Annotated in this window: 23 protein-coding genes; 3 read left to right on the top strand and 20 right to left on the bottom strand. The window is 50.6% G+C overall.

Annotation, left to right across the window (positions count from 1 at the left end; translation table 11 throughout):
* Positions 1-207: 207 nt before the first annotated feature.
* The 3 genes from HHO50_RS11090 to HHO50_RS11080 are packed head-to-tail and all read left to right on the top strand — an operon-like array spanning position 208 to position 2620.
* Positions 208-831 (top strand): sugar transferase, encoded by a 624-nt coding sequence (locus HHO50_RS11090; RefSeq protein ID WP_181306109.1) that lies wholly within the window; start codon positions 208-210, stop codon positions 829-831.
* Positions 828-1487, top strand: coding sequence for an acetyltransferase (locus HHO50_RS11085; protein ID WP_181306107.1), 660 nt, complete (start codon positions 828-830; stop codon positions 1485-1487). Before HHO50_RS11090 ends, HHO50_RS11085 begins: the two co-directional genes overlap by 4 nt.
* The gene (locus HHO50_RS11080; RefSeq protein ID WP_181306106.1) at positions 1484-2620 is read left to right on the top strand and encodes a DegT/DnrJ/EryC1/StrS aminotransferase family protein; all 1137 of its coding nucleotides are present in this window, start codon (positions 1484-1486) and stop codon (positions 2618-2620) included. The genes HHO50_RS11085 and HHO50_RS11080 overlap by 4 nt, the downstream gene beginning before the upstream one ends.
* A 324-nt stretch (positions 2621-2944) precedes the next feature.
* Here HHO50_RS11080 and HHO50_RS11075 read toward each other — a convergent pair whose 3' ends face one another.
* From HHO50_RS11075 to HHO50_RS10980, 20 genes are all read right to left on the bottom strand, one after another.
* A complete protein-coding gene (locus tag HHO50_RS11075; protein ID WP_181306104.1) occupies positions 2945-3532 on the bottom strand; it encodes a 50S ribosomal protein L25/general stress protein Ctc in 588 nt (195 codons plus the stop codon).
* 194 nt (positions 3533-3726) lie between these two features.
* A complete protein-coding gene (locus HHO50_RS11070; RefSeq protein WP_181306103.1) occupies positions 3727-4659 on the bottom strand; it encodes a ribose-phosphate pyrophosphokinase in 933 nt (310 codons plus the stop codon).
* A 585-nt stretch (positions 4660-5244) separates the two neighbouring features.
* Positions 5245-5841, bottom strand: coding sequence for a glutathione peroxidase (locus HHO50_RS11065; RefSeq protein ID WP_181306101.1), 597 nt, complete (start codon positions 5839-5841; stop codon positions 5245-5247).
* Positions 5842-6210: 369 nt separating this feature from the next.
* Positions 6211-6372, bottom strand: a complete 162-nt coding sequence (locus tag HHO50_RS11060; protein ID WP_181306100.1) for a hypothetical protein — start codon at positions 6370-6372, stop codon at positions 6211-6213.
* 57 nt (positions 6373-6429) lie between these two features.
* Complete coding sequence (locus HHO50_RS11055) at positions 6430-6699, bottom strand: hypothetical protein (protein WP_181306098.1); 270 nt, start codon at positions 6697-6699, stop codon at positions 6430-6432.
* Positions 6700-7161: 462 nt separating this feature from the next.
* Positions 7162-7749 (bottom strand): LUD domain-containing protein, encoded by a 588-nt coding sequence (locus HHO50_RS11050; RefSeq protein ID WP_181306097.1) that lies wholly within the window; start codon positions 7747-7749, stop codon positions 7162-7164.
* Positions 7742-9130, bottom strand: a complete 1389-nt coding sequence (locus HHO50_RS11045) for a lactate utilization protein B (protein WP_181306095.1) — start codon at positions 9128-9130, stop codon at positions 7742-7744. The genes HHO50_RS11050 and HHO50_RS11045 overlap by 8 nt, the downstream gene beginning before the upstream one ends.
* Entirely contained in the window at positions 9127-9867 is a 741-nt protein-coding gene (locus tag HHO50_RS11040; RefSeq protein WP_181306094.1) for a (Fe-S)-binding protein, read from the bottom strand. Before HHO50_RS11040 ends, HHO50_RS11045 begins: the two co-directional genes overlap by 4 nt.
* 1 nt (position 9868) lies before the next feature.
* A complete protein-coding gene (locus HHO50_RS11035) occupies positions 9869-11260 on the bottom strand; it encodes an FGGY-family carbohydrate kinase (protein ID WP_181306092.1) in 1392 nt (463 codons plus the stop codon).
* A gap of 108 nt (positions 11261-11368) precedes the next feature.
* Positions 11369-12643 (bottom strand): sugar isomerase, encoded by a 1275-nt coding sequence (locus HHO50_RS11030; RefSeq protein WP_181306090.1) that lies wholly within the window; start codon positions 12641-12643, stop codon positions 11369-11371.
* Between the two features lie 405 nt (positions 12644-13048).
* Positions 13049-15175, bottom strand: a complete 2127-nt coding sequence (locus tag HHO50_RS11025; protein WP_181306088.1) for a bifunctional aldolase/short-chain dehydrogenase — start codon at positions 15173-15175, stop codon at positions 13049-13051.
* A gap of 79 nt (positions 15176-15254) precedes the next feature.
* Complete coding sequence (gene rhaT, locus HHO50_RS11020) at positions 15255-16307, bottom strand: L-rhamnose/proton symporter RhaT (RefSeq protein WP_181306087.1); 1053 nt, start codon at positions 16305-16307, stop codon at positions 15255-15257.
* Positions 16308-16642: 335 nt separating this feature from the next.
* A complete protein-coding gene (locus tag HHO50_RS11015) occupies positions 16643-17581 on the bottom strand; it encodes a glycoside hydrolase family 43 protein (protein ID WP_181306085.1) in 939 nt (312 codons plus the stop codon).
* A 310-nt stretch (positions 17582-17891) separates the two neighbouring features.
* The gene (locus HHO50_RS11010; protein WP_181306084.1) at positions 17892-19421 is read right to left on the bottom strand and encodes a glycoside hydrolase family 28 protein; all 1530 of its coding nucleotides are present in this window, start codon (positions 19419-19421) and stop codon (positions 17892-17894) included.
* A gap of 41 nt (positions 19422-19462) precedes the next feature.
* Positions 19463-20767 carry a rhamnogalacturonan acetylesterase gene (locus tag HHO50_RS11005; RefSeq protein ID WP_181306083.1) on the bottom strand — a complete coding sequence of 435 codons (1305 nt, stop codon included), beginning with the start codon at positions 20765-20767 and terminating at the stop codon, positions 19463-19465.
* Between the two features lie 342 nt (positions 20768-21109).
* Positions 21110-21592, bottom strand: coding sequence for a hypothetical protein (locus tag HHO50_RS11000; RefSeq protein WP_181306081.1), 483 nt, complete (start codon positions 21590-21592; stop codon positions 21110-21112).
* A 104-nt stretch (positions 21593-21696) separates the two neighbouring features.
* The gene (locus HHO50_RS10995; RefSeq protein ID WP_181306079.1) at positions 21697-22845 is read right to left on the bottom strand and encodes a glycoside hydrolase family 88 protein; all 1149 of its coding nucleotides are present in this window, start codon (positions 22843-22845) and stop codon (positions 21697-21699) included.
* A gap of 161 nt (positions 22846-23006) precedes the next feature.
* The gene (locus HHO50_RS10990; protein WP_181306077.1) at positions 23007-23840 is read right to left on the bottom strand and encodes a rhamnogalacturonan acetylesterase; all 834 of its coding nucleotides are present in this window, start codon (positions 23838-23840) and stop codon (positions 23007-23009) included.
* Between the two features lie 63 nt (positions 23841-23903).
* Complete coding sequence (locus tag HHO50_RS10985; RefSeq protein WP_181306076.1) at positions 23904-24689, bottom strand: rhamnogalacturonan acetylesterase; 786 nt, start codon at positions 24687-24689, stop codon at positions 23904-23906.
* Positions 24690-24695: 6 nt separating this feature from the next.
* Positions 24696-26546, bottom strand: a complete 1851-nt coding sequence (locus HHO50_RS10980) for a rhamnogalacturonan lyase (protein WP_181306075.1) — start codon at positions 26544-26546, stop codon at positions 24696-24698.
* Between the last annotated feature and the right edge of the window lie 243 nt (positions 26547-26789).

The raw sequence follows: 26789 nt of genomic DNA, 5'->3' as shown, positions 1-26789 counted from the left end.
TTAGAAAACAGTTGTCAGTTGTTAGTGTTTGTTTTCAGCCATTGCACCAATGGCTTCTGGCAGATGTACGGCTAAATTGGTACCTTTCGGGTTTTCAGATGTTTTCTTGAAAACAGACCAAAAAAGCAGCACGGTTTAGTACCGCAGGTTCTACTTCTGATTCTCTTATAAACCGCAACACTAATAACTGACAACTGTCAACCATCTATGCCCTATCTGCCCCACGGGAAACGCTTGTTAGATTTGTCTTTGGCGGGCAGTGCGCTATTGCTGCTCTGGCCGGTCATGCTGCTGGTAGCGGTGGTGCTGTGGGTAGGGTTTGACGGACAAGTTCTGTTCAGGCAGCAACGCCCGGGTTTGCACGGAAAACCATTTACGTTCTATAAATTCGTGACCATGACGCCGGCGCGCGACCTGCACGGAAACCTGCTGCCCGATGCCCAGCGGCTCACGCCTTTGGGAAAATTCATCCGGAAGACCTCGCTGGACGAACTACCTCAGCTACTGAACGTGTTACGAGGGCAGATGAGCGTGGTAGGGCCGCGGCCGTTGCTTATGGAGTACCTCCCGCTTTACTCCCCCGAGCAGGCGCGTCGGCACGAGGTGCAACCCGGCATGACGGGTTGGGCCCAGGTCAACGGCCGAAACCTGCTGCGTTGGGAAGAGAAATTCAGGCATGACCTATGGTACGTAGAGCACGTGTCTCTGCGGGTAGATGCGCTTATTCTGTGGCGCACCGTCAAGCATTTGATTAAACCCGAAGGCATCTCGGCCCCGGGCACCGCCACCATGGAGCGCTTTACCGGCTCCTCTAATACTTCTTCCCTATGACCTTGGAAAAACAGAAAATCGCGATTGTTGGTGCCGGCGGCCTAGGCCGCGAGGTGCTGATGCTTCTTCACCAGATCAACCATGTCTCGCCTAAATGGGAAATAACAGGTTTTTATGACGATGCTTCTCCCACCCAACCTGAGATCTGTGGTTACCCGTACCTGGGCACCGTAGAGGACTTAAACTCCATTGAAAGCCCTTTGAACGCCGTATTGGCTATTGGAAACTGCCAAGCCAAAACCGATGTGGCCGATAGATTAATAAATCCACACATTCATTTTCCGGTGTTGGTGCACCCTTCGGTAATCTGTAGGCCGGAGCAGGGAAATAAGTTGGGTGAGGGCACTATTGTTTGCCAGAACTGCGTGCTTACCACCAATGTCACGCTGGGCAGGCATGTACTATTGAACCTGGCCTGTACTATTGGGCATAATGCGGTGATTGGTGATTTTTGCTCCCTTATGCCCCAAGTGGCGGTAAGCGGCTGCGTGAAGATGGGTACTGGCGTGTACGGCGGCACCAACAGCACCATCTTACAGAACCAGAAAATAGGGGCTTTCACCACCATTGGCGCAGGTGCCGTAGTCACGAAAGATTTGCCCAGTTACTGCACCGCCGTGGGGGTGCCAGCCCGTATCATTGAACAGCTTGCATGAGCCAAACCCCAGATTTTATCTACCTCTCGCCTCCGCACATGGGAGGCCGAGAACAGCACTATATTCAACAAGCCTTCGAGCAGAATTGGATTACCACGGCCGGAGCCAACGTCAACGGTTTTGAACAGGAACTAGCCGCCTATACCGGGGTCTCCGCCGTTGCGGCATTGGTTTCGGGCACCGCCGCCCTGCACCTGGCTTTGCTGGCTTTGGGTGTTGCCCCTGGCGATGAAGTCTTTTGCTCCACTTTCACTTTTGTAGCCAGCACCAACCCCATCCGGTACGTTGGCGCCACCCCGGTTCTCATTGACAGCGAACCCACTACCTGGAACCTCTGCCCTACTGCCCTGGAAGATGCCTTACGAGACCGCCAGAAGAAAGGCAAACTTCCTAAAGCTCTGATGTTGGTGCACCTTTACGGCATGCCTTCCCGCCTGCAGGAAATTCAGGAGATGACCCAGCGGTACGGGGTTCCCATTATTGAAGACGCCGCCGAAGCCTTGGGTTCCAGATATAACGGACGATTACTGGGAAGCTTCGGGAAGATGGGTGTTTTCTCGTTTAACGGAAACAAGATTATCACCACTTCCGGCGGTGGAGCGTTGGTTTCTGATGATGTTGAACTGATAGAACAGGCCCGCTGGCTGGCCATGCAAGCCAAAGATAACTTACCGCACTACCATCATACCACCATGGGCTACAACTACCGCATGAGCAACATCACGGCGGGCATTGGCCGTGGACAGATGGAAGTTCTGGAAGAGCGAATCCAGCAAAAAAGAAAGGTATTTGACACGTACCGGCAGTTACTGGAAGACGTGGAAGAACTGGAATGGCCCCTGGAACCCGAAGGATTTCACTCCAACCGGTGGCTCACGTGTGTCACCATCCAAAAAGGCTGTTTACTTACCCCAGAAGCGCTTCGCCTCCGGTTGTTAGCCGCCCACATGGAAAGCCGCCCGCTCTGGTACCCCATGCACCGGCAACCTTTGTACCGCGGCTGTGACTATTACGGAAACCATGTGAGTGATGACCTCTTCGCCCGTGGGCTGTGCCTCCCTTCCGGCTCCAACTTGACTGCTTCAGATCTGGAGCGCGTGGCAGATGTGGTGAGAAAAGCGTTTTTGGGGTGATTTCAGAAAAACAGCCTCAGAACCTCCTTCTATGAAAAGATGAAAGTTTCTGGTGCAAGCATCCGCTTGTGTCCGCACGCCTTCCAGATCAGCATTAACTATGGGAGAAAAGCGTTTTTAGCCTGTTTTTGGGAAAGAAACCCTGAAATGGGTGTGGTTTCCTCCTAATTGGGCCACCTCCAAGGGTTTGCCCTACCATTTAGCTTTAGATACAGTCCTCTTCCCGGCATGTTTCCCGTTGATTTTGCTAAAACGGGCTTAAAACAGAAAATCCTGCCCTGCCGGGGCAGAACAGGATTTCCAAAGACTCCCAAGAAGCAGGAATTATTTCTTGCCGCCTTTTTTCTCTTCGGTCTGAGCGCTTTTCAGAGCTCTTGGGATGGTTACCGTGGCCACTGGTGAAAGTGGGTTGGTCAGGATGGTGTAGTTCTCAGGAGTGATTTTGTTCACTTTGATTGACTTACCCAACTCCAGGTCAGAGATGTCAACCGGAATTGAATCTGGCAGGTTAGCAGGAAGTGCTTTCACCCGCAGCTTGCGCAGCTTGGTCACCAGTTTACCCCCGGCCATTACGCCCGGAGAAGTACCCACGAAGCGTACCGGCACATCAACTTTCACTTCTTTCTCGTCTTGCAGTAACAGGAAGTCCACGTGCAGCAACATTTCGTTTACCGGGTGGAACTGCAGGTCTTGCATGATGGCTTTGTAGTGCGTGCCTTCAATGTTCAAGTCAACCTGGTACACCTCTGGAGAGTAAACCAAGTCACGGAACAAGATAGCGGGTGATGAGAAATGAACTTGCTCTGAACCACCGTACAACACACATGGAACTTGAGCTTCCTCACGAAGCGCTTTGGCTTCGGATTTACCGAGATTTGCTCTTTTAAACCCTATAATCTCTAAGCTTTGCATAAAAATGAATATAAATAAAAAATGAAAAAACTCTTAAAAAAGACACAAGTATCAAGATGCAAGACACAAGACCTCTTTTTTGTTCCTTGCTACAGCAGTAGCCTTTCTGCTGGAGGGTAACCGTATTCCTATTTCAGACTGACAACTGACAACTAATCACTGACAACTAATCACTGACAACTAACCACTAGAGACTAGATAAACAGCGAGGAGATAGAATCATGGGTTACCACGTTGCTGATGGCCCGGGCAAACAGGTCAGAGAACGTTAACACTTTGATTTTAGGACTCTGCTGCTTCAACGGGATAGTGTCTGAAATCACCAACTCTTCTAACACAGAACTCTCAATACGCTCATACGCCGGGCCAGACAACACCCCGTGGGTAGCAATGGCCCGTACGCTTTTCGCGCCTTTGTCACGCAACAACTCCGCGGCTTTGGTAATGGTTCCGGCCGTGTCTACCAAGTCATCCACCAGCACCACATCCATGCCCTCCACATCGCCAATCACCTGCATAGAGGCAATCTCGTTGGCGCGTTTCCGGTGTTTGTCGCAGACCACCATCTCTACCCCAAAGACCTTGGCGAAGCTTCTGGTTCTTACCACCCCTCCCACATCTGGCGAGGCGAAAATCAAATCCTGGCCTAAGTCCAGGCTGCGCAGGTACGGCACAAAGATGGCCGAACCATCCAGGTGGTCTACCGGAATATCAAAGAAGCCCTGGATCTGCCCGGCGTGTAAGTCGCAGGTCATTAAGCGGTCAGCCCCTACGCACTGAATGGCGTTGGCCATCACTTTGGCCCCGATGGACACCCGCGGCTTGTCTTTTCTATCTTGGCGGGCGTAGCCGTAGTACGGCATCACCACAATCACTTTGTGCGCCGAAGCTCTTTTGGCGGCATCTACCAGCAGCATCAACTCAAACAAGTTATCTGCCGGCGGAAAAGTGGATTGAATCAAAAACACCTCACAGCCCCGTACAGACTCATTGAAGTGCACAGAAGTCTCTCCGTCAGAGAAATGCTGCACAGTCAGGTCACCCAGGGGCAAACCATAGGCATCCGCCACTTTTTCAGCAAAGTATCTTGAGGCGGTACCGGAGAAAATCTTAACCGTAGGATTCATGAGGAGAAGTGCTAGCCGAATGAAGCTGCAAAATTACTCCTAATTTTGGTAGGCTCAAACGAAGTTGCAAAAAATAAGAGGTACTTTTCCAGGAACTTATTGGTACAAGTACTGACCTGCCACTTTTTATCAAAAATATTGAACACTTTTAGAATCAATGACTTACCTTTCAGGAACGCTATTTCCCGTTCCTGAAAGGTTGAAAGCAGCAATTTCAAAAGCTACCACCTCTACCGCTTTGCCGAAACAGAAGCTCCACCACCTGCCCCAGAAGCAACGCGGAGATACCTCTAGCCTAGCGCAAGAAGAGGCTTATGCCCCCGTTTCCGGGCCGATTTTCAGGAAATAGCCTGAAAACAGAAATTCTCTGTAGACAAAGGTTTATGCAGACGCTTGCGCCAGGGGGTATATCACCAGTGATGGAAGATGCCCTATGGGATTTGGTATAATATAAAGAGCCGTGATTTGGATGGGGAACCTGAAAGCCACCTTGGCCTGGTTTAAGGCCGAAATCAGAAAAGTAGCCCCTAAACTCTGGCAACATCTGGCGCTTAGGGGCTATTCTATGATCGGATTAGAGCTTTACTACGTAGCTTTCTGCCGGAGCGCAGCCGTGATTTCTTCCCCCACGGGAGAGATAGCCGGCCCAAAATAATGCGTTAAAACGCCCTGCTCATCTATCAGGTATTTGCTGAAGTTCCAATCTGGTTCGTGCTCATTCCAGCCATTCTTCCGGGCATCAGAAAGCCAGTTGTACACCGCGTGCTGATCTTCCCTTTTCACCACCACGCTTTTCCTGGCCAAGGGAAACGTCACCCCGAAGTTCACCTGACAGAACTGCGAGATGGTTTCATCAGTGTCCTTCTCCTGCTCCTTGAAATCATTGGCCGGAAACCCGATGATCACCAAAGAATCCTTCTGCTGCTCGTGCAATTGCTGCAATTCTTCATATTGGCCGGTGTAGCCGCAGTTAGAGGCCGTATTCACCAGCAGTACTTTCTTGTCCCTGAACTGGCTGAAATCAAGCGGTGCGCCATTGTTCATCACGGCTTTCAATGCGTAAAACGGCTGGACAGGTGCCACCTTCTTCTCGTTCTTCAACACCCTGCCCTTCGCGGTTGATTTAGACAACCGCATAATAAGCGGGTACAGCATTTTTAAGATCTTCTTTTTCAAATCCATGGGTCTGTATTTAATAGTGTTCGGCCAAAGAGAAACTTCCTCACGGCAAGGCGGCATACGCCCCCACTTGGGTACCGTCTTCTACCTGAAGGACGATGAAGTCATGGTAAAGTTGGTTTTGGTTCCAAGATAGCCTGCTATAGCAATACCTTCTTACGCAAGAATTGTTTTAGCATCGTTTTCCTGAAAACACCCGAAAAACAACAGGGCAACCTTTTTTCTCCTCCTGAAACTGCTTTAAGTTGCCCCGCAGGTTGCCGTTCGCGGCTGTCAAGCTAAGTTGACTACCCGGGGCGCAAAGAAGGTGAGCCTCTCTTTCACAGATTGCAACTCCGCATCCGTCCATTTCTCGCCAGATTTTCCAAAGCATCAGTGTAGCGAAGTCAGCGTTTGTTGGCTCAACCGGAAATTGTCTACTACGTTGCTCACCACACTTTCTGGGTTGACCGGGTGCAATCCTTTGGAGCTGAGGATTTCCATTCTGCCCACCACTACAGTAAACTTGTGCCAGTTGGCAGATCCCGTTGCCATGATCTGCAACACCATATTGAGCCGTTACCTGTTTCTAAAAATAATGCTAGCAATTGCCTAATACACCTCTACCCTCAAAGCATTTATTCCCATATCAATGAAGTTCTTCAAGCTTTCATTCAGCACTTTAGGCGAGGGATCAGCACTAAGATCATCTAAGGTATAAACCACCCCATTGGAGGGATCAAAGGCCCCTAATGCCAAGTGCTTGCCTTCTCTTGCTCCTTTTTTTAGAAATATAATTGCTGAGTATAGGTCAGAGAATGTATGTTGTATTACAATACCATACCTTGAAGCAATAGCTATTATTTGTTTGGGTGAATCCATAGCTCAACATTCCTTTTTTTATAAAATATTCCCTATTCATGTATGTTCACCCAATATTTGGAACATTAGCTTAATTGTCACTAAACTTCCTGATACTGTGCCTCTTTCATTTCCACCTCAGCAATCAGAATAAGCAGGGTAGATACTGTATTATTGTTAGAGAATAGTAGAACGAGAACCAAGTACCCTATCTTTCTTGGATATTGGCTGCTTTAGCCACAGCACATCTTCCTTTCCCTATATCTTTTGTTGCCAAAGATCACCACCTCCAGGCCTGAGCTGTCAGGTTTCATTTTGGCTGTGATTATGCTATAGTAGGCTGAAAATGAATTATATTATTCTATTCAAGTAATTGAAGGAGATAACTATCTCTTCTCTTTTGTCCTGCTACTTAGTTTGGGGTTCCTTTGGTACAGGTCTGAAAATATTATACTTTTTGCCTTTGGCTTTTCAACTTACCTGTTACCCCATCAAAAACACTGTCAGCGTTCTGGGGCCATGCGCGCCAAGCACCAAGGACTGCTCAATGTCTGCCGTTTTGGAAGGCCCGGCAATAAAGACACCGTAGCCATATTCCGCGCTTCCAATTCTCGCGTAAGCATCGTGCATCAAGGGAACAATGCTGTCTTTAGGCAGAATGATGGCCAGGTGCTGGCAAATGAACGGCACCACGCGCAATCCCATCACCTCTTCGGTCACCCAGGAAGCGCCGTTTTCCGCTACCCCGAAGTGGCCTTTCACAATAGCCAGATCCACGTTCTCTAATTGGTGCCGGTGCCGGTCTTCCAGGGGCGTGGTATCGGCGAACGGTGCCAGCTCCGGCACATGGGAGATAATCCGGTGATGGATTTTGAAATCATTGGAAAGAATCTCCTGAATCTCTTCATAACTCTCTACCTGAAAAACCCCACTCCCAATACTCACCGCTACCTGGGTAAACTTCTCCACCAAATCCGTTGCTTCTAATTGGAAAAACGGCACCTCTGGCATTGGCGTCAAGGCAGGCTGGTTCTTAGACACGGCGGCCAGTATCTGTTCTCTGCTATTCATTGGATTTCCGGTTTCTGCGGTACCACTCGCCAAATGATTCTTTAGGTGGCTGAGGCATTTCGCGTTGTTTGTACCAGGGGTTCATTTTATTGCTGACCAGGAAAGGAACGGTCTTCATAAACCACCGGCCCGCTTTGCCAGACAGCTTAAACGTCTGGGGCGAAGACAGTACCATGTTCATGGCCTTCATTCCTAAGGTCTTCTTTGGGTCAGCGTAGCCTTCCTTCACAATCACCTGTCGCCATTTGTAGAGCTGGTTGTGGATGTCAATCTTCACGGGGCACACGTTGGAGCAGGAGCCGCACAGCGTGGAGGCAAACGGCAGATCGGCGTGCTTCTTCATGTCCAGGTTGGGGGCCAGAATAGAACCGATGGGCCCTGCCACCGCACTCTGGTAACTGTGCCCGCCGCTCCTTCTATACACGGGGCAGGTGTTCATACAGGCCCCGCAGCGGATGCACTTGAGCGAGTTCCGGAAATCTTCCCGGCCCAATTGCACGCTGCGTCCGTTGTCTACCAGCACAACATGAACATCGTGTCCGGGGCGGGGCTTTTTGAAGTGGCTGGAGTAGGTAGTGATGGGCTGGCCGGTGGCACTTCTGGTCAGTAATCGCAAAAACACCCCTAAATCAGAACGCCTGGGAATTAGCTTCTCAATGCCCATGCTGGCAATGTGTATATCTGCCAGGTGAGCACCCATATCGGCGTTGCCCTCATTGGTGCAGACCACGAACTCACCGGTTTCGGCTATGGCGAAGTTCACACCGGTGAGAGCAGCTTTGCGGGTAAGGAACGTCTCGCGCAGATGTTGTCTGGCCGTTTCCGTCAATATCTGCGGGTCAGACATACCGGCCTCGGTACCCAGGTGCTGGTGGAAAATATCGCCGATTTCTTCTTTTTTCAAGTGGATGCAAGGCAGCACAATGTGGCTGGGTGGTTCTTTGGCCAGCTGCACAATTCTTTCGCCTAAATCTGAATCAATTACCTCAATGCCCTGCTGCTCCAGGTAGTCGTTCAGGTGGCATTCCTCGGTGAGCATGGATTTGCTTTTCACCATTTGGGTTACCCCGTGCTTCTGCAGGATGGAATGCACAATCTGGTTATGCTCCTCGGCGTCTGCCGCCCAATGCACAATGATGCCGTTAGCCTGGGCGTTGGCCTCAAACTGTTCCAGGTACTGGCTCAGGTTGGAGAGCGTATGAAATTTAATCTGCGAGGCCGTCTCACGCAGCATCTCCCAGTCTGGAATAGCGAAGGCGGCCCGGTCGCGCTTCTCCCGGATAAACCAGAGCGTCTCGTCATGCCAGTTTACGCGGGGCTCGTCCTGGTTGAAATCATCGGCGAGCGCCGCGTGGTCTTTGGTGTGTCCTTCTACACTCATCCCTCCTGCGCGTTTAAAATTTCAGCGATGTGCATCACCTTTACCTTGCTTTTCTGCCTTCTCAGAATGCCTTCCATGTGCATGAGGCAACTCATATCGGCACCCGTGATGAATTCCGCCTCGTGCTGTAGATGGTCTGCCACGCGGTCTTTTCCCATTTTCACCGAAACAGCTTCCTCGGCCACGCAGAAAGTGCCTCCGAAACCGCAGCACTCGTCTTTTCTGGACAGCGGAATCAATTCCAGATCCTGCACCATGCTCAGCAGCTTCTCCGGTTTGGAAAAAGCGGGTGCCACCAGTTCCGACATCTGCGCCAAGCCCAAACCTCTTTGACCGTGGCAGCTTTGGTGCAGACCTACTTTGTGCGGAAAGCGGGCCGTCAGTTTCTCTACTTTCACCACATCCGTCAGGAACTCCACTAACTCATAAACTTTGCCGCGGATGGCTTGCGCCTGGTCTTCGTGCGTGTCTGAATGCAGGTGGTCTTTGACGTGCAAGACACAGCTACCCGAGGGTGATACGATGTAATCAAACTGAGCAAAATTCTGCACGAACAGCTCGTTGCAGTCTTTGGTTAGATGTTCAAAGCCTGAGTTAGCCATAGGCTGTCCGCAACAGGTTTGCCGCACGGGATAAACCACGTTTACCCCGGCCTTCTCCAGTAATTCCAGCGTAGCAATGGCTGCGTTGGGGTAAAATTGATCAACGTAACAAGGGATAAAAAGCCCTACCGTCATATTATGCCTCCTGGTGCGTTACCGCGTAATACTTTAATTCAATGATGTCGTTCGGGAAAGGTTTGGTATTCCAAATGGGATGGATAGCCATGGCCGTCCCGATAGCCGTTGCCTGGGCCAAAGAGGCGGCGTACACTTCTGTTTCGGGGAAGTGCGAAGCCAGCAGGTTCATGTAGATGGAATTCTTCCCGAAGCCGCCGTCCACAAAAATCCGCTTGACATTGGTGCCCTGCAGCACCAACTTGCTGGAAACCGCCTGCTGCTGTACCAAGTCCATGATGAACTGGTGGTAGGCTTCTATGCCCGAGGCAAACGAACTTAGATCCCGCTCTGCGAAACCTGAGGTACGCAAAGCGGTTGCTTTCGTTTGTGACTCCTTTGAGGCTTTTTGCTCGCGCTGTAGTTTCTGGATAATCTCAGGGTCATACTCCACGGTTTTGAACACGGCCGTACTCATGTCAAAATGGATGGCGATGCGCTTCACCTCCTGCTCATGCTCATACCCTCCAAAGAACCGGGAGGCCTTCACGGGCTTCCCTTTGTACTGCAGATAGCTCAGGCAATCCTGCTTCAACTCTTCTGCGGTAAGCGGCAAGGCGTTAAACGGATTGAGCGTGATGCACCAGGTACCGGTAGAGATAAGCGCGAACGGCTCCTGGAAATTCACCAGATATGGAATAAGCGCCGCCGAGCTATCATGCAGCCCGATGCCTACTTTATAGCTATTTCCGGGAAAAGAGGCCGGAAACGCTTCATCACCCTTTCTAATTGGAGCTAGTTTCTCCAGTAAACCTTCCTGCTCCACCCACGCATGGTAATCGCCTTTGGTGAAATCCCAAAGGTTGGTGTGGCAGCCGATGCTGGTGATGTCAGTGTAAAACTCGCCGGAGATTAGGGAACTGAGGTACTGCGGCAAGTGCAACGCGTACTTCACCTGCTTAAACGCCTCGGGCTGTTCGTACTTGAGCCGGTACAGTTGCATGCCTGAGTTCAAGCTGCCCAACACCGGCGAGGCCGTTTCTTTTGAGATCTTCTCTTCGCCGCCGTAAGTGGTGTAGAATTGTTTCTGCAGCTCCTGGGGGTACGGTTTCAGGTAATTGTACAGCGGGGTGAGCGGTTTTCCCTCCTCGTCTACGTACACAAAGCTGGCCCCGTAGGTAGCAAAGTTGATGGCCTTGATCTCAAACTCGGGCCGCTTGAACACGTCACGCAGGGAATCAAACACCGACAAGCGCAGGCTTTCCAGGTTCTCGCAAGGGTCACCGTCTTCATCCACCGTCTCTGTAAACTTAGCCGACCGCTCGTACACTATCCTGTAGTGCTCATCAAAGAGGAACAGCTTTTTGTTTGTCTTGCCTACGTCAAAGACGGCGATTACCGGTATCTTCTGCATGCCTGCTATAATGACTGATTGAGAGAATGAGTGAATGAGAGCATGAAAGCAATTGGTTCGCTTTCATGCTCTCATCACTGCAGTGTATTAATGGTAAAAGAAGAGTGCTTATAAACCAGAGGATACGGTTTTCAGACCTCTTTCCTGAATAAGGTTCTCACGTACTTTCAACTGACGATACAACTGTATTGCGTTGGCCGCGCCGCCCGCTCTTACCTGCGCCTCGGCCACTAACGGCCGGACATCGGTACGGAAAGCATCCTGCAAAATTTCCTGGGCCCGGGCCACATCATTGTTTTGCTGGGCCTCCGTTAAAGCAACTCGGTCTACCATCAAGGACTGCGCGTAGGCGATCATGATGGCCTGCACGGATTGCAGTAAGTCTTCCAGTGGGTCTTTCAGGTTGTGCGAGGCGTCAATCATCCAGCCCAGATCCGTGGCGTGGTTCATGCCGCGGGCGTCCATGCCTTCCACCAGTTCGTTGAAAATCAGGAACAGTTGGTACGGCTTGATGCTGCCGGTGGTCAGGTCATCATCGGCGTACTTGGAATCGTTGAAGTGGAAACCGCCCAACTTGCCTTCCATCAAGAGCAAAGACACAATCTGCTCAATGTTGGCATTTGGTAAATGGTGGCCTAAATCTACCAGCGTATAGGCTTTAGGCCCGAGCTTGTTCGCGTACAGCAAAGACTGTCCCCAGTCGCCCACGGTGGTGGAGTAGAAGTTCGGCTCGAAGGCTTTGTATTCCACAAACACTTTCCAGTTATCCGGCAACGCCGCGTACACTTCCTGCAGCGACTCCAGCGTATTCTGGAAGGCCTTCCGGAAATTCAATTGGCCCGGAAAGCTGGAACCGTCGGCCAACCAAACGGTCAGTGACTCAGAACCCAGCTCCACGCCATGCTTGATTACCTCTATGTTATGGTCGATGGCCAGTTGGCGTACGCCTTTGTCCACGTGCTGCATAGACCCGAACTTATAACTCTGCACCTGATTCTGCTGGTCTTGGAACGTGTTGGAGTTAACGGCGTCAAACTTCAGTCCGTACTGCGCGGCCAGGGCTTTGGTGGCTTTGTAGTCCTGGGGAATGTCCCAGGGAATGTGCAGGGAAATGGCGCCGCTGGAGCGGTTCAAGGCGTGCAGCAAACCTACATCCTCCATCTTCTCCTCCAGGCTTCTGGGTTCCCCGCCGCCGGAAAAACGCCCGAAACGGGTTCCGCCGGTGCCCAGTGCCCAGGAAGGGATGGCGATCTGGAAATCTACCAGCTTCTGCAGCACGCCTTCTACGTTTGAAAGGCCTTCGGCCAGAAACTCAAATTTGCGGGTATGCGCTGCCTGCTGGCTGTGGTTGAATTCGTCTATTTTATATTTCTCTACTTGCATGGCTTTGTTTGTTAGGGCCTCACCTCTGGGAGGAAAGGATGATACTGCGTTTTGGCGGTGTTTTCTGAAAAACAGACCGGAAACGGGTTAGATTGGTAAAATAGGGTAAAGCAACAATAACTTGCCTTTCCGTTTGAAATGCCACAGGCAGGTTCGGGTGTTCCTACACCCGAACCTGCCTGTGGCGGAGTTCTTACTCCGCCGTGAACCAAGAGCTGATGTTGCAGACGAAGGGGAGTGAAACTCCCCAGCAGCCTACTTCCGGAGTAGGAACTCCGGAAGAGCCATGCTAGAACAACAACTATCTGTTTTCATCCTCAATTCAAAAAGCAACTGATGCAAAAAATTCTTTCCGTTTCAGACCTATTTCCTGAAAAACAGGCCCAAAACAGAAAGTTGGAAAGTTTACCTAGGGAAAGCCATGGCTACCCCGCCGTCTACGTTGAGCATGTTGCCCGTAGATTTGCTCAGCAAGCCGCCCACGAAGGCGAAGCAGGCATTGGCGATATCTTCTGGCAAGATGATCTGGTTCAGCAGCGTGCGTTTGGCGTAGTAAGCAGGCAGTTCTTCCACCGTGATGCCGTATGCCTTGGCCCGACCTTCGGCCCAGCCACCGGCCCAGATGTTGCTGTCGGAAATCACCGCGTCTGGGTTCACCACGTTTACCCTGATGCCATCGGCCCCCAGCTCAGCGGCGTTCAGGCGGCTTAGGTGCAACTGGGCGGCTTTGGCGCTACCGTACCCGGCGTTGTTAGGGCCACTCACCAGCGCGTTCTTGCTCACGATGTTCAGGATGTCACCCCCGATGGCTTGCTTGCGCATCACCTCTACCGCAGCCTGCGTCACGAAGAATTGGCCTTTCACCAGTACATCGTACAACAGATCCCAATCTTTCTCGGCGTGGCCTTCAATGGTTTTGGAGATAGACAGACCTGCGTTGTTGATCACGATGTCAATCCCTCCAAACGCCAGGGCTGCCACGGCAAACGCATCCTGAATCTCATCACTTTTGGTCACATCCAACGTAGCGGTGGCGTAAGAATCTTTGCCGTACTGCTTTCTGAACTCCTCACCGGCGCTATTCAATCGCTCCTCGTTCATGTCGTTCAGGATGACCACACCGCCTTCTTCCACAAATTTCTTCGCGATAGCTTTCCCAATACCACCGGCGCTACCCGTAATGAGAGCGATCTTTCCGGAAAGGGCTTTGGGCTTAGGCATGCGCTGCAGCTTGGCTTCCTCCAGCAACCAGTACTCAATGTCAAAGGCCTCCTGGCGCGGCAAAGACGTGTATTCTGAAATAGCCTCAGCGCCTTTCATCACGTTGATGGCGTTGAGGTAGAATTCAGAAGCTACGCGCGCGGTTTGCTTGTCTTTGGAGAAAGAGAACATACCCACGCCCGGGAACAGGATGATCACCGGGTTGGCGTCACGGATGGCTGGGCTGTTGGCGTGCTTGCAAGACTCATAGTACTGCGTGTACATTTGGCGGTATTCGGCAAAAACAGGCGCTAAACGCTCTTTCAACGCTTTCACGTCAGACAAATCTTCACCTGGCTGCAGGTCTAAAACCAGCGGGCTGATTTTGGTGCGCAGGAAGTGGTCTGGGCAGCTGGTTCCCATGGGGGCCAGCCGGGCTAAATCATTAGAGTTGGTGAATTCCAGCACGCGGGCATCATCGGTGAAATGGCCTACCATGTGGCGCTCGCTGGAGCAGAAACCGCGCAATACCGGGGCCAACGCGGCCGCTTGTCTCAGACGCTCAGCGGCTGGCAGGCTCTCCATTCTGGCTCCGCCGAAGGCCGGGCCTTTCTTCGCGTAGCTTTCTTCCAGGTACTCGGCACACTGCTCAATTACCTCCAGGGTGTTCATGTAGCTTTCATACGCCGTGTCGCCCCAGGTGAACAGACCGTGCGAACCCAGCATGATGCCTCTGATGCCAGGGTTTTCCTCCAGGCACTGGCGCAGTTGCAGACCAAGGTCGAAACCCGGGCGTTGCCAGTCTACCCAGCCAATAGCGCCACCAAACAATTCTTCGGTGATGCGCTTGCCGTCTTTGGCCGCCGCAATCGCAATGGCCGCGTCTGGGTGCAGGTGATCTATGTGCTTGAACGGCAGGAAACCGTGCAGAGGCGTATCAATGGAAGGGGCTTTGGAAGCCAGGTCAAAGATGCTGTGGTTGAAAAGCTCCACCATCTCGTCTTCGTGCTCTATGCCGCGGTAAACGTTCTCCAGGCTTCTGAGGCGGTCTACGTACAACGCCGCCAGCCCGCTTTTCTTTAACGTGCCAATGTCGCCACCCGAGCCTTTGATCCACATTACCTCGGTCTCTTTACCGGTTAGGGGATCTTTGGCCGTGGTTTTGCAGGATGTGTTGCCACCGCCGTAGTTGGTCAAGCGCAGATCAGCGCCCAACAGGTTAGAGCGGTAAATCAACAGCGCTACCTCGTCGCCCTCCATCTCGGCCGCTTTGGCCTCGTCCCACAGATAGCTTACGTGCTTAAATGTCGTGTTTGACGTTACTTCTGACATATCTAGAAATTTTGAATGAATACTTATTTACTGTTTTGAGCCTGTTTCAGTAAAAACAGGCTCAAAACGGTTTTACTACTTACAAAGAGTTTCCTATGCCTACCACTACAATGGAGAGCATGATCACCGCTACACCCATAAGAATAGTTCTAAAGGTTTTGCGCTGCACCCCTTTCCACTCGCCCAAAGCCATGCCCCACACGTTGGAGATCAGAATAATGAAGGCCATGTGCAAAATCCAGGAGCTGGCGCCGTTGCCCAGTTTGCTTTCGCCCATGCCGTAGAAGAAGAACTGCATATACCAGGTTACGCCGGCCAAGGCCGAGAACAGATAGTTTCTAAGCAAGGGGGCACTTTTCTTGGCATAGTCGCCGAAGGTTTTGTTACGCGCATTCAGGATCATGCACCAGATAAAGTTGGTGGTAAGGCCGCCCCAGAGAATCACCACGAAGGTGACGTTGTTCTGAAACAACGGGTTGCCGCCGTTCTGCACCGCCTCCAATGCCATTGGTTTACCCGCTTCTATGCCGTAGTTGAAACAGGCACTCAGGATACCAGAGATAGCCCCCACCGTAAACCCTTTCCTGATGTCGAACTCCTTCACGCCCACGGCTTTTTCCTCCGTGGTCATGTCGCCTTCCTTCATCATGCCGGCTTTGCCGCTGATGGCAATACCCACCAGACAGATGAGAATACCCAACAGTACCACCTGTCCGCCGGTGCTGGCAATCATGCCCGAGAAGGTCTCTCCATCATTGGAGCCCACAATGTCTCTGTAGATAGGCGGCACCAAAGATCCAAATGCCGACGAAAAGCCCAGGATGAAGGTCTGCCCCAGTGACACGCCCAAATAGCGCATCCCCAACCCGAAGGTGAGCCCACCTATCCCCCAAAGCAGTCCCATGAGGTACGTCCAGAAAACCGTGTCAGATTCGGCTGCGCCGATGATATCCATAAAAGCTGGAACGGTAAGGTAAGCCCCCACCAAGGGAGCGATAAGCCAGGAGAAGATACCCCCTACTAACCAGTAGGTCTCCCAAGCCCAATCTTTTACTTTCTTAAAAGGGATGTAAAAACTGCCGGAGGCGAAACCGCCAATGAAGTGGAAAATAACGCCAAGAATTGCCTGCATAACGTGGGTCTAGAATGAATGATGACTCAAGATAGAATAATGTCATACCAACACTATCCTGTACTGTCATGGCAAGCAGGTGATTTTTTCGCATTTCTTTAGGGCAGCAGGTGTAGAATCTCAGGTAACCAACTGAGTTTATTGCTGATGCTATTTCCTGAATGGGCATTCAGCTTAGCATGAAATTTTCACCTAAAAAGCCCTTATTTTTGTTCATCACTAATTAAAGTAGTAAACAAAAACAGGGGATTTTCACCTGCTAATTCATGCTATCCAAAAGAATTAGTCAATCAAACCTTTTATTGTGTGAAGATATAATTGGTTTCTCTCGTAAATTACTGCAACAGCTTTTCAAATTCTGGTTTTGTCACTTTGAAGATGGTACCATGGCGCATGCCTTTGGGGAAAGAGATTTTGTCTGAGATGTCTTCCCAGGTTTTCAAGTCTTCAGACTGCACGGCACCCATGCTCTTCAGGGTGTATTTATCAAAATAGACCATCCACTTATCTCCTAACCTTAAAGTAGTAGGGCCTTCTGCCCAATATTTACCTGTGATAGGAGCACCGGCGGCGCTGTAAGGGCCCGTTAACTTTTTACTGTAAGCCACCTTTAAGTTTTTCTGAGCGGGTTCCCGCGTTTCGTCTTTCAGGAACATGACAAATCTGTTGCGGTCTTTGACAATGGTAGCGTCTATCACATTAAAGCCCGGCTCATACAGCAGCTTAGTAGGGCTGAAACGTTTGAAATCTTTGGTGGTGGTGTAGTAGATGCGGTGGTTGTAACCGGCATCTTTTTCCGACTGGGTTTCGGGGTAAAGCCCCGTAATGGTGGTGGCCCAGTAAATCATGTATTCTTTGTTTTGCCCGTCATAGGTGATTTCCGGGGCCCAGGTGTTGCGGGCCTTGGCTTCATGCGCCATTACGGGAATAAACTGTTGCTCTGACCAATGCAAGAGGTCTTCTGAACTGGCGTAGCCTATTCCCTTTTCATTCCAACTCACCGTCCACACCATGTGGAATTTGCCGTCTCCTCCCCTAATGATGCAAGGGTCGCGCATGAGCTTGTCGGTGCCCGCGGTAGGTTTCAGGAAAATAGAGTCGTTCTTGAGGGCTTGCCACTGGTAGCCATCCATGCTGTAGGCCAGGTGCAGGCCGTCTCCGTTTCCTTTAAAGTAAGAGAACAAATACACCTCCTCTTGCGAAGACTGCTTTTGCAGCACGGTACAGGAGCCAAGAAAAAACAGTAATAAAACAGAGCAGAAAATTCTTCTCATACAGGTAAAGGCAATTTTAAGCGAGTGGTAGCTGGTTGAGTGAATACTTATTTTGATAGATACCCTTCTGATTGTACAATGAAGCTGTTTAGAGTTTTTCATTCACCGGCATTTAAAACAATTCCTTTGGGGCAAGCCATCCGTTTATACTTTCGTTTTGAGGCTACTTTTATAAAAACAGGCCAAAAACAAGAGGTTTAGCGGTACACTGCCGCATGCAGATGCTTGTACCGTCGTTTTCAGGCTAGTTTTACAGAAACAGGCCTGAAACGCTCAACAGCTTCAATTAGAAGGGTCGGCACATTACCCCTCAGAAGCTTTTCTTCTTTACTCTTTTCTTCTTCATGTTTTTTAGTGAGGCACTTCCTGAGACCCTAATATCCGTCACGTTCTTCAGCACGAGCAAGGGAGATTTTTCTGCTTTCTGTGCTTCTACATTGTTTAACTCAATGCCCGTCACATCATCCAGAATAAAAGCGGGGCGCGTTTCTTTGCCTAAAAACCGAAGCTCCACGTTATCCAGGTGCACCTTCTTGGCGTGCCTGATGAAGAATCCGTAGGCGGGGATAATCCCAAATTTTGCCGGTTCAGGGTACACCTTTTCATTCTCGGGAACGGTCTCAGGAATTTGGGTAGCCGCAGAATCCATCGGGCGGTAATAGATTCTAATATCTTTCAAGGTGATGTCCTCAATGGCGTAGTTTGGTAAGCCAGTAATCAAAGAGGAAAAGTGGGAGTCTGCATTGTACACGTTTAAGTTGCTGATGGTCACCCGGCGCAAGGCCCCAACCGGTGTACCTTCTGGCCCGCGCATTCTGGCGCCTAACCGCAGAAACAAAGGCGAATTCACGATGTCCCGCATGGTGACGTTGGTAATGGTCACGTCTTCCAGCAAACCACCATCTACCGTTTCCAAGGCCAAGCCGCGGCAGTACTCAAACACACAATTAGAGATGGCGATGTTCTTGAAACCTCCGTTGGATTCTGTACCGAATTTGATTCTGCCGGTGGGGCCTTCATGATCAGGCACCAGGTGCGGCTCGTTCCGGAGGTACGTGCCATTGTAGAGCGTACCCCGGTCAAAGCCACTCACCTGGCAATTGGTGATGGTTACATTTTCGGTTGCCCTGGCATAACCTAAGGCATAAGAGCTTTTGAGGCAAATAGCGTCATCCCAGGGCGAGTTGATGGTACAGTTGGAGATGCGCACGTTTTTACAGGCATCTATGTCAATGCCATCACGGTTGGTATCAATTTTAAGGTTATCAATGGTAAGGTTGTCTACCCCGGTAGCCAGTATCCCGAAATGCCCTCCGTACAGAATGGTAAAGTCTTTCAGGATCACGTTGCGGCAAAGCTTCAACGCAATGGCTTTATTCCCTACGGGTGCTCTGTGTGGGCCCTCCCTGGTCAGGCCTTTCCCGAAGATGGTGCCGGGCCCTAAGATGGAGATATTCTCCAGGTTCTCGCCCCAGATCAAACTATTGTGCCAGTGGCTATGGCCGAAGTCCTGGTACTTGTCATTTGTGGCAGGCTCGGGTGCATCATAGCCTTTGTCTCCCTGGGGTGCAGCGGCCAGAATAGTTGCCCCTTGATCTAAGTACAGGCTGATGTGGCTTTTTAACCGGATAGAGTAGCTCAGGTACGTTCCGGCAGGAAAATAAACGGTACCGCCTCCCTGTTTTGAAGCGGCTTCTATGGCTTTATTGATGGCATCTGAGTCAAGTGTTTTCCCATCACCAGTCGCCCCAAAACCTCGCACATCATAATGAACCGCGGCAGAAACTTTGACAGAAACAAGAAGAAACGTGAGCAGTACGAGTTGTGTAAGCTTGCGCATGAAAAAGAGAGGCTGTCCTTTAGAAGATGTCGCTTTTAGCGTTAATTACCGTCTGGTTTTACTAAACTAGACTGCGGGCTGGCTGGCCAACTGAAGCTTTTAAAAGGATCAGGCTGGCCGGGATCATAGGCCGGCATCTCTACTAAGTAGTCTGCCAACTTAAGTTTGTTCGCCTTTATGCCCTCTGCCACTATTTTGGCAATCTGGTAGGCGCCATAGGGATTGAAGTGCGTGTTGTCGTTCAGGTTTTGCTCCGGATAGATCACGAACGCGTTCTTGGAGCCTTCCACCCCCAGCGCCTCATACAGAGTGGTTGTCTGGGCGGTGAGGTCTATAAGCGGGACATTCTCTTGCCGGGCTACTTTTCTGGCAGCGTCTGGATAGTCACCGTGCGAATTGGTCATCTGGCCTTGCTCATTGAAAGACCGGCGGGCAGTTGGGGTAAGAATAACCAGATGGGCTCCCTTCTGCTTCGCCTCTTTGGCAAACAGTTGTAGCCGCTCGGTGTAGGATTTGTAAGGGCCGGCATTTGGCCCCTTCTCCTTCTCGTCGTTATGCCCAAACTCCACAAAGAGGTAGTCGCCGGGCTTAATCACACTCAGGACTTTCTCCAACCGGTTGCTGCTGATAAAGCTCCCCAGCGACAACCCGGACTCCGCGTGGTTGGCAATGGCAACCCCCGGCTTGAAGAAGCGGGGAATCATCTGCCCCCAAGAGGCCCAGGGTTCCTCATTCTGGTTGACTACGGTGGAGTTCCCCGCCAGAAAAACGGTGATCTGATCCTCCACTTTGGTGATCTCCAGGGCGGCCAAGGCTGGCTGAAGGTCAAACTCCAAGGTGAGTTTATTGTCCCAGTCCAGTTTGGTCAGCTCCCTCGGTTTCAGGCTCACCTGCCTGGTGCCGTTTATCTTTCGGTCTTTGATATTTACAATGAGAGTCTTGGTCACAAATTCTCCTGGTTTGGTCTGGATGTCCTCCAGCATCAGGCGCCGTGATTCTGCTTTGACGGTGGCAGTGGACTTCCCTTTCAGATCGCCCAGCGTAACGGTGACTTTGTAGTTGCCTTCAGGCACATCCACAGAGAAGTAAAAGGGCGAGTCACTCGTCACGAAGTCTCCTTTCAGCGCATCTTTCCCGCCCCGATCTACCGCCTTTACAGAAGTAGCCGGGTCAAACCCATAGCCAGCTTTCTCTGAGTAAACGTTATTGGCAGAAACGCCGGTGTACCCTTTGGCTACTTTGCCACTGCCGAAATCAAACTTAAAAGAACTCTTCTGGGCCACAGCGGCGGTGGTCATCAGTAAGAGGGCTGCCGTCAGTCTACCCAATCTGTTCACTTTTATCATGTTGGTTCTTTATTTCTTATTTGTTAGCCCTTTGCTTACAGCAGGTAAGTTTTAATGACCGGCTTGAATCCTTAGCTAATTCTGCAATTTGAAAGAAGGGGCGTTGAGAACACGCACACCTTGAAGATTAATCTAGAGTTACAATTCGTTTTAAGCTTATTTGATAAAAATAAGCCTAAAACGAACGGCTGGTTCGTAACACCAAAGTGCTTATTCAACGCAGATTCTCCCTTTGAGGCGGTGTTGCGGGCGAGTAATGAGCCAGAATATTCCCGAGTTCATGTTATGGAGTAGCCTAGCGGTCTTCTGTGAATGGGGGTCAAGACCGTTAGTCAAAGGGAGTCATTTTTTCAAGCTTTTGGTTAGAGTTATCAATCGGTCAACCTCCTTCAAGAAGTCCGCTCTGTTAGCCTTTATCAGTTGCTGTGAATCTGTAGATAAACTAATTGGGTTCAATATCTGCCTTCTCCAAGATTCGTAAAAATGGACTCTTTTTTCCAAATACCAGGAGAACTTGCTGTAATCGCGTTGGAACTTACCTCCGCTATAGGTGAAAATTCTATGAAGTTCAAAGGCTGGGGAAAGCTCAAGATTTAATAAACCCGTAGCTTCCTCCTCTACTTTATTTACTTTTTCTATTATTTCATATTGATTATCTGAATTCAAGTCCTCATAGGCGTAGGTTCTTAAGGACACATTGTCAAATTTAGGCGACTGGCTACGAAGGCTTTGAACTAATGCTTCACCTGCCTGCCAAAACTTTGAGTCAGGCTGCATGAATGAAGTCAGGACAGAGATTGGAAACAGTAATAAAGTTATTTTCATATTATCTCTTATTGGTAACGCCCCACAGGCGCATCACAACTAAATTACTTAGAAAGGCAAAAGAGCCCTTCCACTATTTGAAAGTGGCTCTTTTGCCTAACCCGCTACTTCATCTTCATGATCTCGGTGCCGGCCAGCAGAAAGCAACCCAGGCCATAATCCTCGAAATCTGGTTTGCTGGTGTAGCTTACCGGTTGGCCATCTTTGGGTTCTTTCCCGGTGCCTTGCAGATACCCCAAGAATCCGTTTGGATGCACCGCTTCTTTGGTCATGGCATTCCAGGCCTTAGTGATGATGGGGGTGTATATTTTCTTATCCAGAAGGCCATTGTTCACGCCCCAGGCCATGCCATAGGCAAACAATGCGGTACCGGAGGTTTCTTTCCCGCCGAAATGATTCGGGTCATGTAAGCTCACGTTCCAAAAGCCATCTTCCCGCTGAAGCGGTACGAGTGCTTTCATCATTTCTAAGTACGTTTTCTGATATTCTAGGTAGTTGGGGTGGTCTTTCGGCAGCATGCTCATAACCCGTACCAGCGCACCTACTACCCAGCCGTTTCCTCTGGACCAGTAAATGTCTTTACCGTTTGGCGACTTAACCGGCGGCACAAAATCTTTATCTCTCCACCACAGGCCGTGTTCCTGATTGTATAGCCCCCCTCCAATCTGGTTTTTGGTAGCCAGATACATTTCGTGCATTTTTTTGTAGTAGCTGTCGGCACTTTCCGGGTAAACCTGCGCTAACTGGGTGTACAAGGGCATGGCCATCATCAGGGCGTCAATCCAATCCCAGTCATTGACTTTGGTGCTGTTCACCATGTTATCCATAGAGGCTTTGATAGAACGAATGCGCTCTGGCTTCGGATCTATTTTATACAGGTCAATGTACGTTTGGCCGCAGGTCTGGTAATCAGCATGACGCACATGATCGCCACCTGTCAGGCCCCATTTGTGTTTCTGGCCCCAATCCACCGCGTAATCATAATAACGTTGCTGCGGGTCTGTGCGGTACAGTTCCATGAGGCCAATGTAGTAGATTCCGCGGGTCCAGATATTGCTGGGACGGGTTTTGTTAGTCACAATCTCTTTCCCGGGATCTGGCCACTTCTGCATGAAATAGTCATTGGTGAGCCGCAGGGTTTTTAAGATCTTTTTCTTCTTGGGTAATTTGCCTGCGTGGGCTTGTGCTACACTAAATATGATGAGCAAACTGAACAGGAAAAGGCTTTTGAAGGAGATTACTCTGTTTGTCATTGTTGGGGCGTTTGTATTGAAATAACTCTTTTGATAACGAAATTAGTAGGGGTTCTCGGCACCTGGCCTTCACTTCTTTTTGGCTGTTTTGACCCTGTTTTAGCTAAAACGTGCCTAAAACAAAAAAATCTTCAGGCAAGAACAGCCACTGCTGGTGCGAATTATAGACGGGCTGTTCTGCCAGATTTTTGCAGGTATTTGTTTAACTCCAGCTTCTTATTCTGCTTGATTCCCTCCACCACGGCGGCGGCATTTACCTTAGCTCCTTCTTCAATGGTGTGCGTGTGGTCAGTAGTGTTAAAGTAGGTGCTTCTTACTTTTGCCTCGCCTTCTTTTTCATAGCGCTCACTAATGATTTTGTTCAGGTCAATAAAAGGCGCATTCTTCTGGCTAGCGGCTTCAGCGGCCCATTTGCCGTAATCCTGATCGTTGCGGTTTGCTTTTCCGTTTCTCCAGGTATTTCTGGGCACCGGCGATAACACAATGGCGGTGGCGCCTTTGGCCTGGATTTCTGTGATGAACTGGCGGAGGTACCAACCATAAGAATGCACCACCTCGTGCTTTTTGGTGATGAGGTTGTCTATCTCCTGCGATTCATCGCTGTTATTTTTGATGGTTCCGCGGGCCCGAAGCGTGTCATTGAGCGGGCTGCTGTCATTGTGGCCAAACTGGATCATCACAAAATCTCCGGCTTTCACGTTTGGCAACACTTTGGCCCAGTGCCCCTGCGTGCGGAAGGTGCGGCTGCTGGTTCCGCCCAGGGCATGGTTCTGTACCGCTATTTTGGTGGTATCAAAATGCTCGGCTAAGAAACTGCCCCACCCCCACAGGCCTCCACCGCCATTGCCTCTGCCGTTCTTTACCGTAGAGTCCCCAATAAGGAAGAGGGTGGGTTTCTGCTTGTTGGTTTTTAACACCGCGCAGGAGGCAGAAAGCAGCAAAAAGAGAAAAAGCAGAAGGACAGGGGTACTCTCCTTGGTTTGAAAGTGTGGCATGACAAGCGTTTTGATGATGAATTACAGTAAGTAGTAGAGATGCTGGAATCTATAGAATAGACCTCAGGATTTCTTTTTCTTCAGATATTTATTCAAAGGGTGCTTTTTGTTCATTTTAAGTCCCTCTACCACAGAGGCGGCGTTGATGCGGGCTCCCTCGGGGTTGGTATGGGTGTGATCCGTGGGGAACAAGGTCTTTACCTTCTCGGGGCCCATCTTCTCATATTTTTCAGCCGTGATCTTGTTCAGGTCTATAAACAGGATGTTCTCTGTTTGGGCAGTTTCCATAGCCCATTTCCCGAAATCCTTGTCCGCCCGCGGTACTTTGCCGTCTTTCCATTGGTTTCTTGGGATCATGGAAGCGATAATTGGCGTAGCACCTTTTTCTTTGGCTTCTTTCACAAATTTGCGGAGGTACCAGCCGTAGGTGTGCACGGTTTCTTTCTCACCGTCTTCCCAGGTAAGCTCCTTTGTTTCGTCGCCCGTTCCTCTTAGCACCCCACGGTAACCGGCTTTGCTGGTATCGGGCACGCTGCCTTCATTGTGGCCGAACTGCATGATGACAAAGTCGCCGGGTTTAAGCGTGGACAGCACCTTGTCCCAGCGTTTTTCCTTGATAAAGGTACGGGTGCTTCGGCCGGCCATGGCCTGGTTGCTCACCGATATCTTGGTGGTATCAAACAGTTCAGCAATGTAGGAACCCCAGCCGCCATAGCCTTCATTGGTGTTCCGGACGGTAGAATCCCCGATGATATACAGCGTTGGTTTGGTTTTCTGGGTGAATCCTGACAGCAGGATAGAAACAAAGAAAATGACAAGGGCTGAGGTAAGAAGTCTATTTTGCTGCATGGTTTTCTATTTACTGTTTTTACTTCTGGTAACGGTGATGGGCGTGCGCTTAATAGGTTTCATGCCTTCCCCTAGGTGGAAACTGGGATGCGGCGGCTGGTTGTAGGCCACATTCTGCCAGGCAATGGCCATGCGGTACTGCGGATCATGCATGAGGGTGGGGAACCGGCGGGTGGTTGGCGCGGTGGTGGTAAAGATGCGCAGTTCCTTGTTGTCGGTTGTCCTGAAGATGACTTCCTCCCGCCAATCGCCCAAAATATCAGCGCTTAGGGCTGGGGTAGATTTTGTCCAGTTATTGGAGGAGCAGCCTTGCGCAGTGAACAGGCGGCCGGTCTTGTACTTGTCAATATGGTTTCCGTCCAGCAGCTCGCGGGTTAGATCACCGTCCCACCAGACCAAGAAGTTGGTGGAGGTTGGATTGGGGCCTATTTTTTCTCCTTTGAGGTTTAACAAGCCATTGGAGCCCGAAAACCACATTTCCGCGCCGAGATTGGAAGGATCAATATCGGCGGCAACGCCTCTACCTACATCCGTGCCCTCCAGTCCTTTCCATAGGATCTCCCCGGTTTTAGCATCGTAAAGAGCAGCTCCCGGGCCAGAGGTATTATGCTCATTCTCATGGATTCCGAATACCTCCAACCCTGGACGGGAGATGTCCAGATCAGTCACGTGCAAGGCATCGCCGTGGCGCAAACCCGTGGTAAACAAACCTTGCCCATTGTCATCTACCACCATGGAGCCGTAGATTACTTCGTCCTTGCCATCCTGGTCTACATCTGCGATGCTGAGCCCGTGGTTGCCCATACCCGAATAAGGGTTCTTTCCGTCTTTTGAATCGAAAACCCAACGGGAGGTAGGCTTCCCGTTTCTATAGTCCCAGGCGGCAATCACGCTTCGGCCGTAGTAGCCGCGGCACATGAGGACGCTGGGCAGTTTCCCGTCCAGGTACGCGGCGCCCGCCACAAAGCGGTCTACCCGGTTCCCGTTGTTGTCATTCTCGCCGTTGCCGCCCACGCCGCCCCAGCCTCCCAGGTTCCCCCGGCCGGGAATGTAATCTACCGTAGCCATGGCGGCTCCCGTCTGGCCGTTGAACACGGTGAAGAACTCAGGGCCTTGGAGTATTTTCCCGTCGGCATCGCGCCAGTCCTTTGATTTGTCACCTATTACTTTTCCGGTTCCGTCGGTGGTACCATCGGCGGTTTTGCAGGCGAACTCGGCTTTGCCGTCGCCGTCCAGGTCAATGACAATGAACTGGGTGTAGTGCGCGCCTTCCCTTATGTTTTTCCCTAAATTAATAGTCCAGAGCAGGGTACCGTCAAGTTTATAGGCCTGAAAAATGGGTTCATCCGTAAATCCCCTGGAAGGCGTGTCCCGGCCTTGCCCGGCCTGGTGTAAAATGACCTCATATTTTCCATCCCCATCCAGATCCCCCACCGAAGCGTCATTGGGCGTGTATCCCTGGGGAGTTTTCAGGGGAATGGAAAGATAGTTCTGCGCCCACACCTCCACTAACTCAGACATGTTTTGCTCTTTCCCGTTCAGAACCGGCTTCACAAAGTAAGTAGTAGGTTGGGTTACGTCTACCTTGGTGTCCACGTAATTGGTGCTTTGGGTGATAGGCGTCTTGTTTAGCTTGACGGCCTTGCTTTTCCCGGTAGTGCGGTACACATTAAAAGCAATATTGTCTGGCTCCGTGCCCAGTAACCGCCAACTCACATACACCGAATCTGCCCCTGTGCGTACTGCCACCACGCCTCTGTCCAGGTACTCCATTTGCCTTTGCGCCACCGCTTGCCCTGCGTACTGAAGTACCAGAAAGAGGAAAAGAGCTTTGCCTAAAGAGGTGCGAGGATTCATGTTGTTTATATAAAGCACTTGACCAAAAAACCTGTTTCTGGGCTGATTTCCTGAAAACGGCCCAGAAACGATTGCTCCCGTTTCCCTTGCCTGGCTTTGCAGATCGTGAGAGTATTGAAAGCTCTAATAGTTACCGTTCTGCTTCAGGCACGAGGCAGAATACCATACAAGGTTTTCCAATCAACCGAAATTTATGTTATCCTTTTCCGCTTTCTATCCTGCACTATCCTGCTAGCCTCCTCC

It is taken from the genome of Rufibacter sp. XAAS-G3-1 (genome assembly GCF_013623775.1).
In the GTDB taxonomy this organism is placed as follows: Bacteria; Bacteroidota; Bacteroidia; order Cytophagales; family Hymenobacteraceae; genus Nibribacter.
The sequence above is the reverse complement of the archived record's forward strand: the minus strand, read 5'-3'. Positions and strand labels throughout refer to the sequence as shown.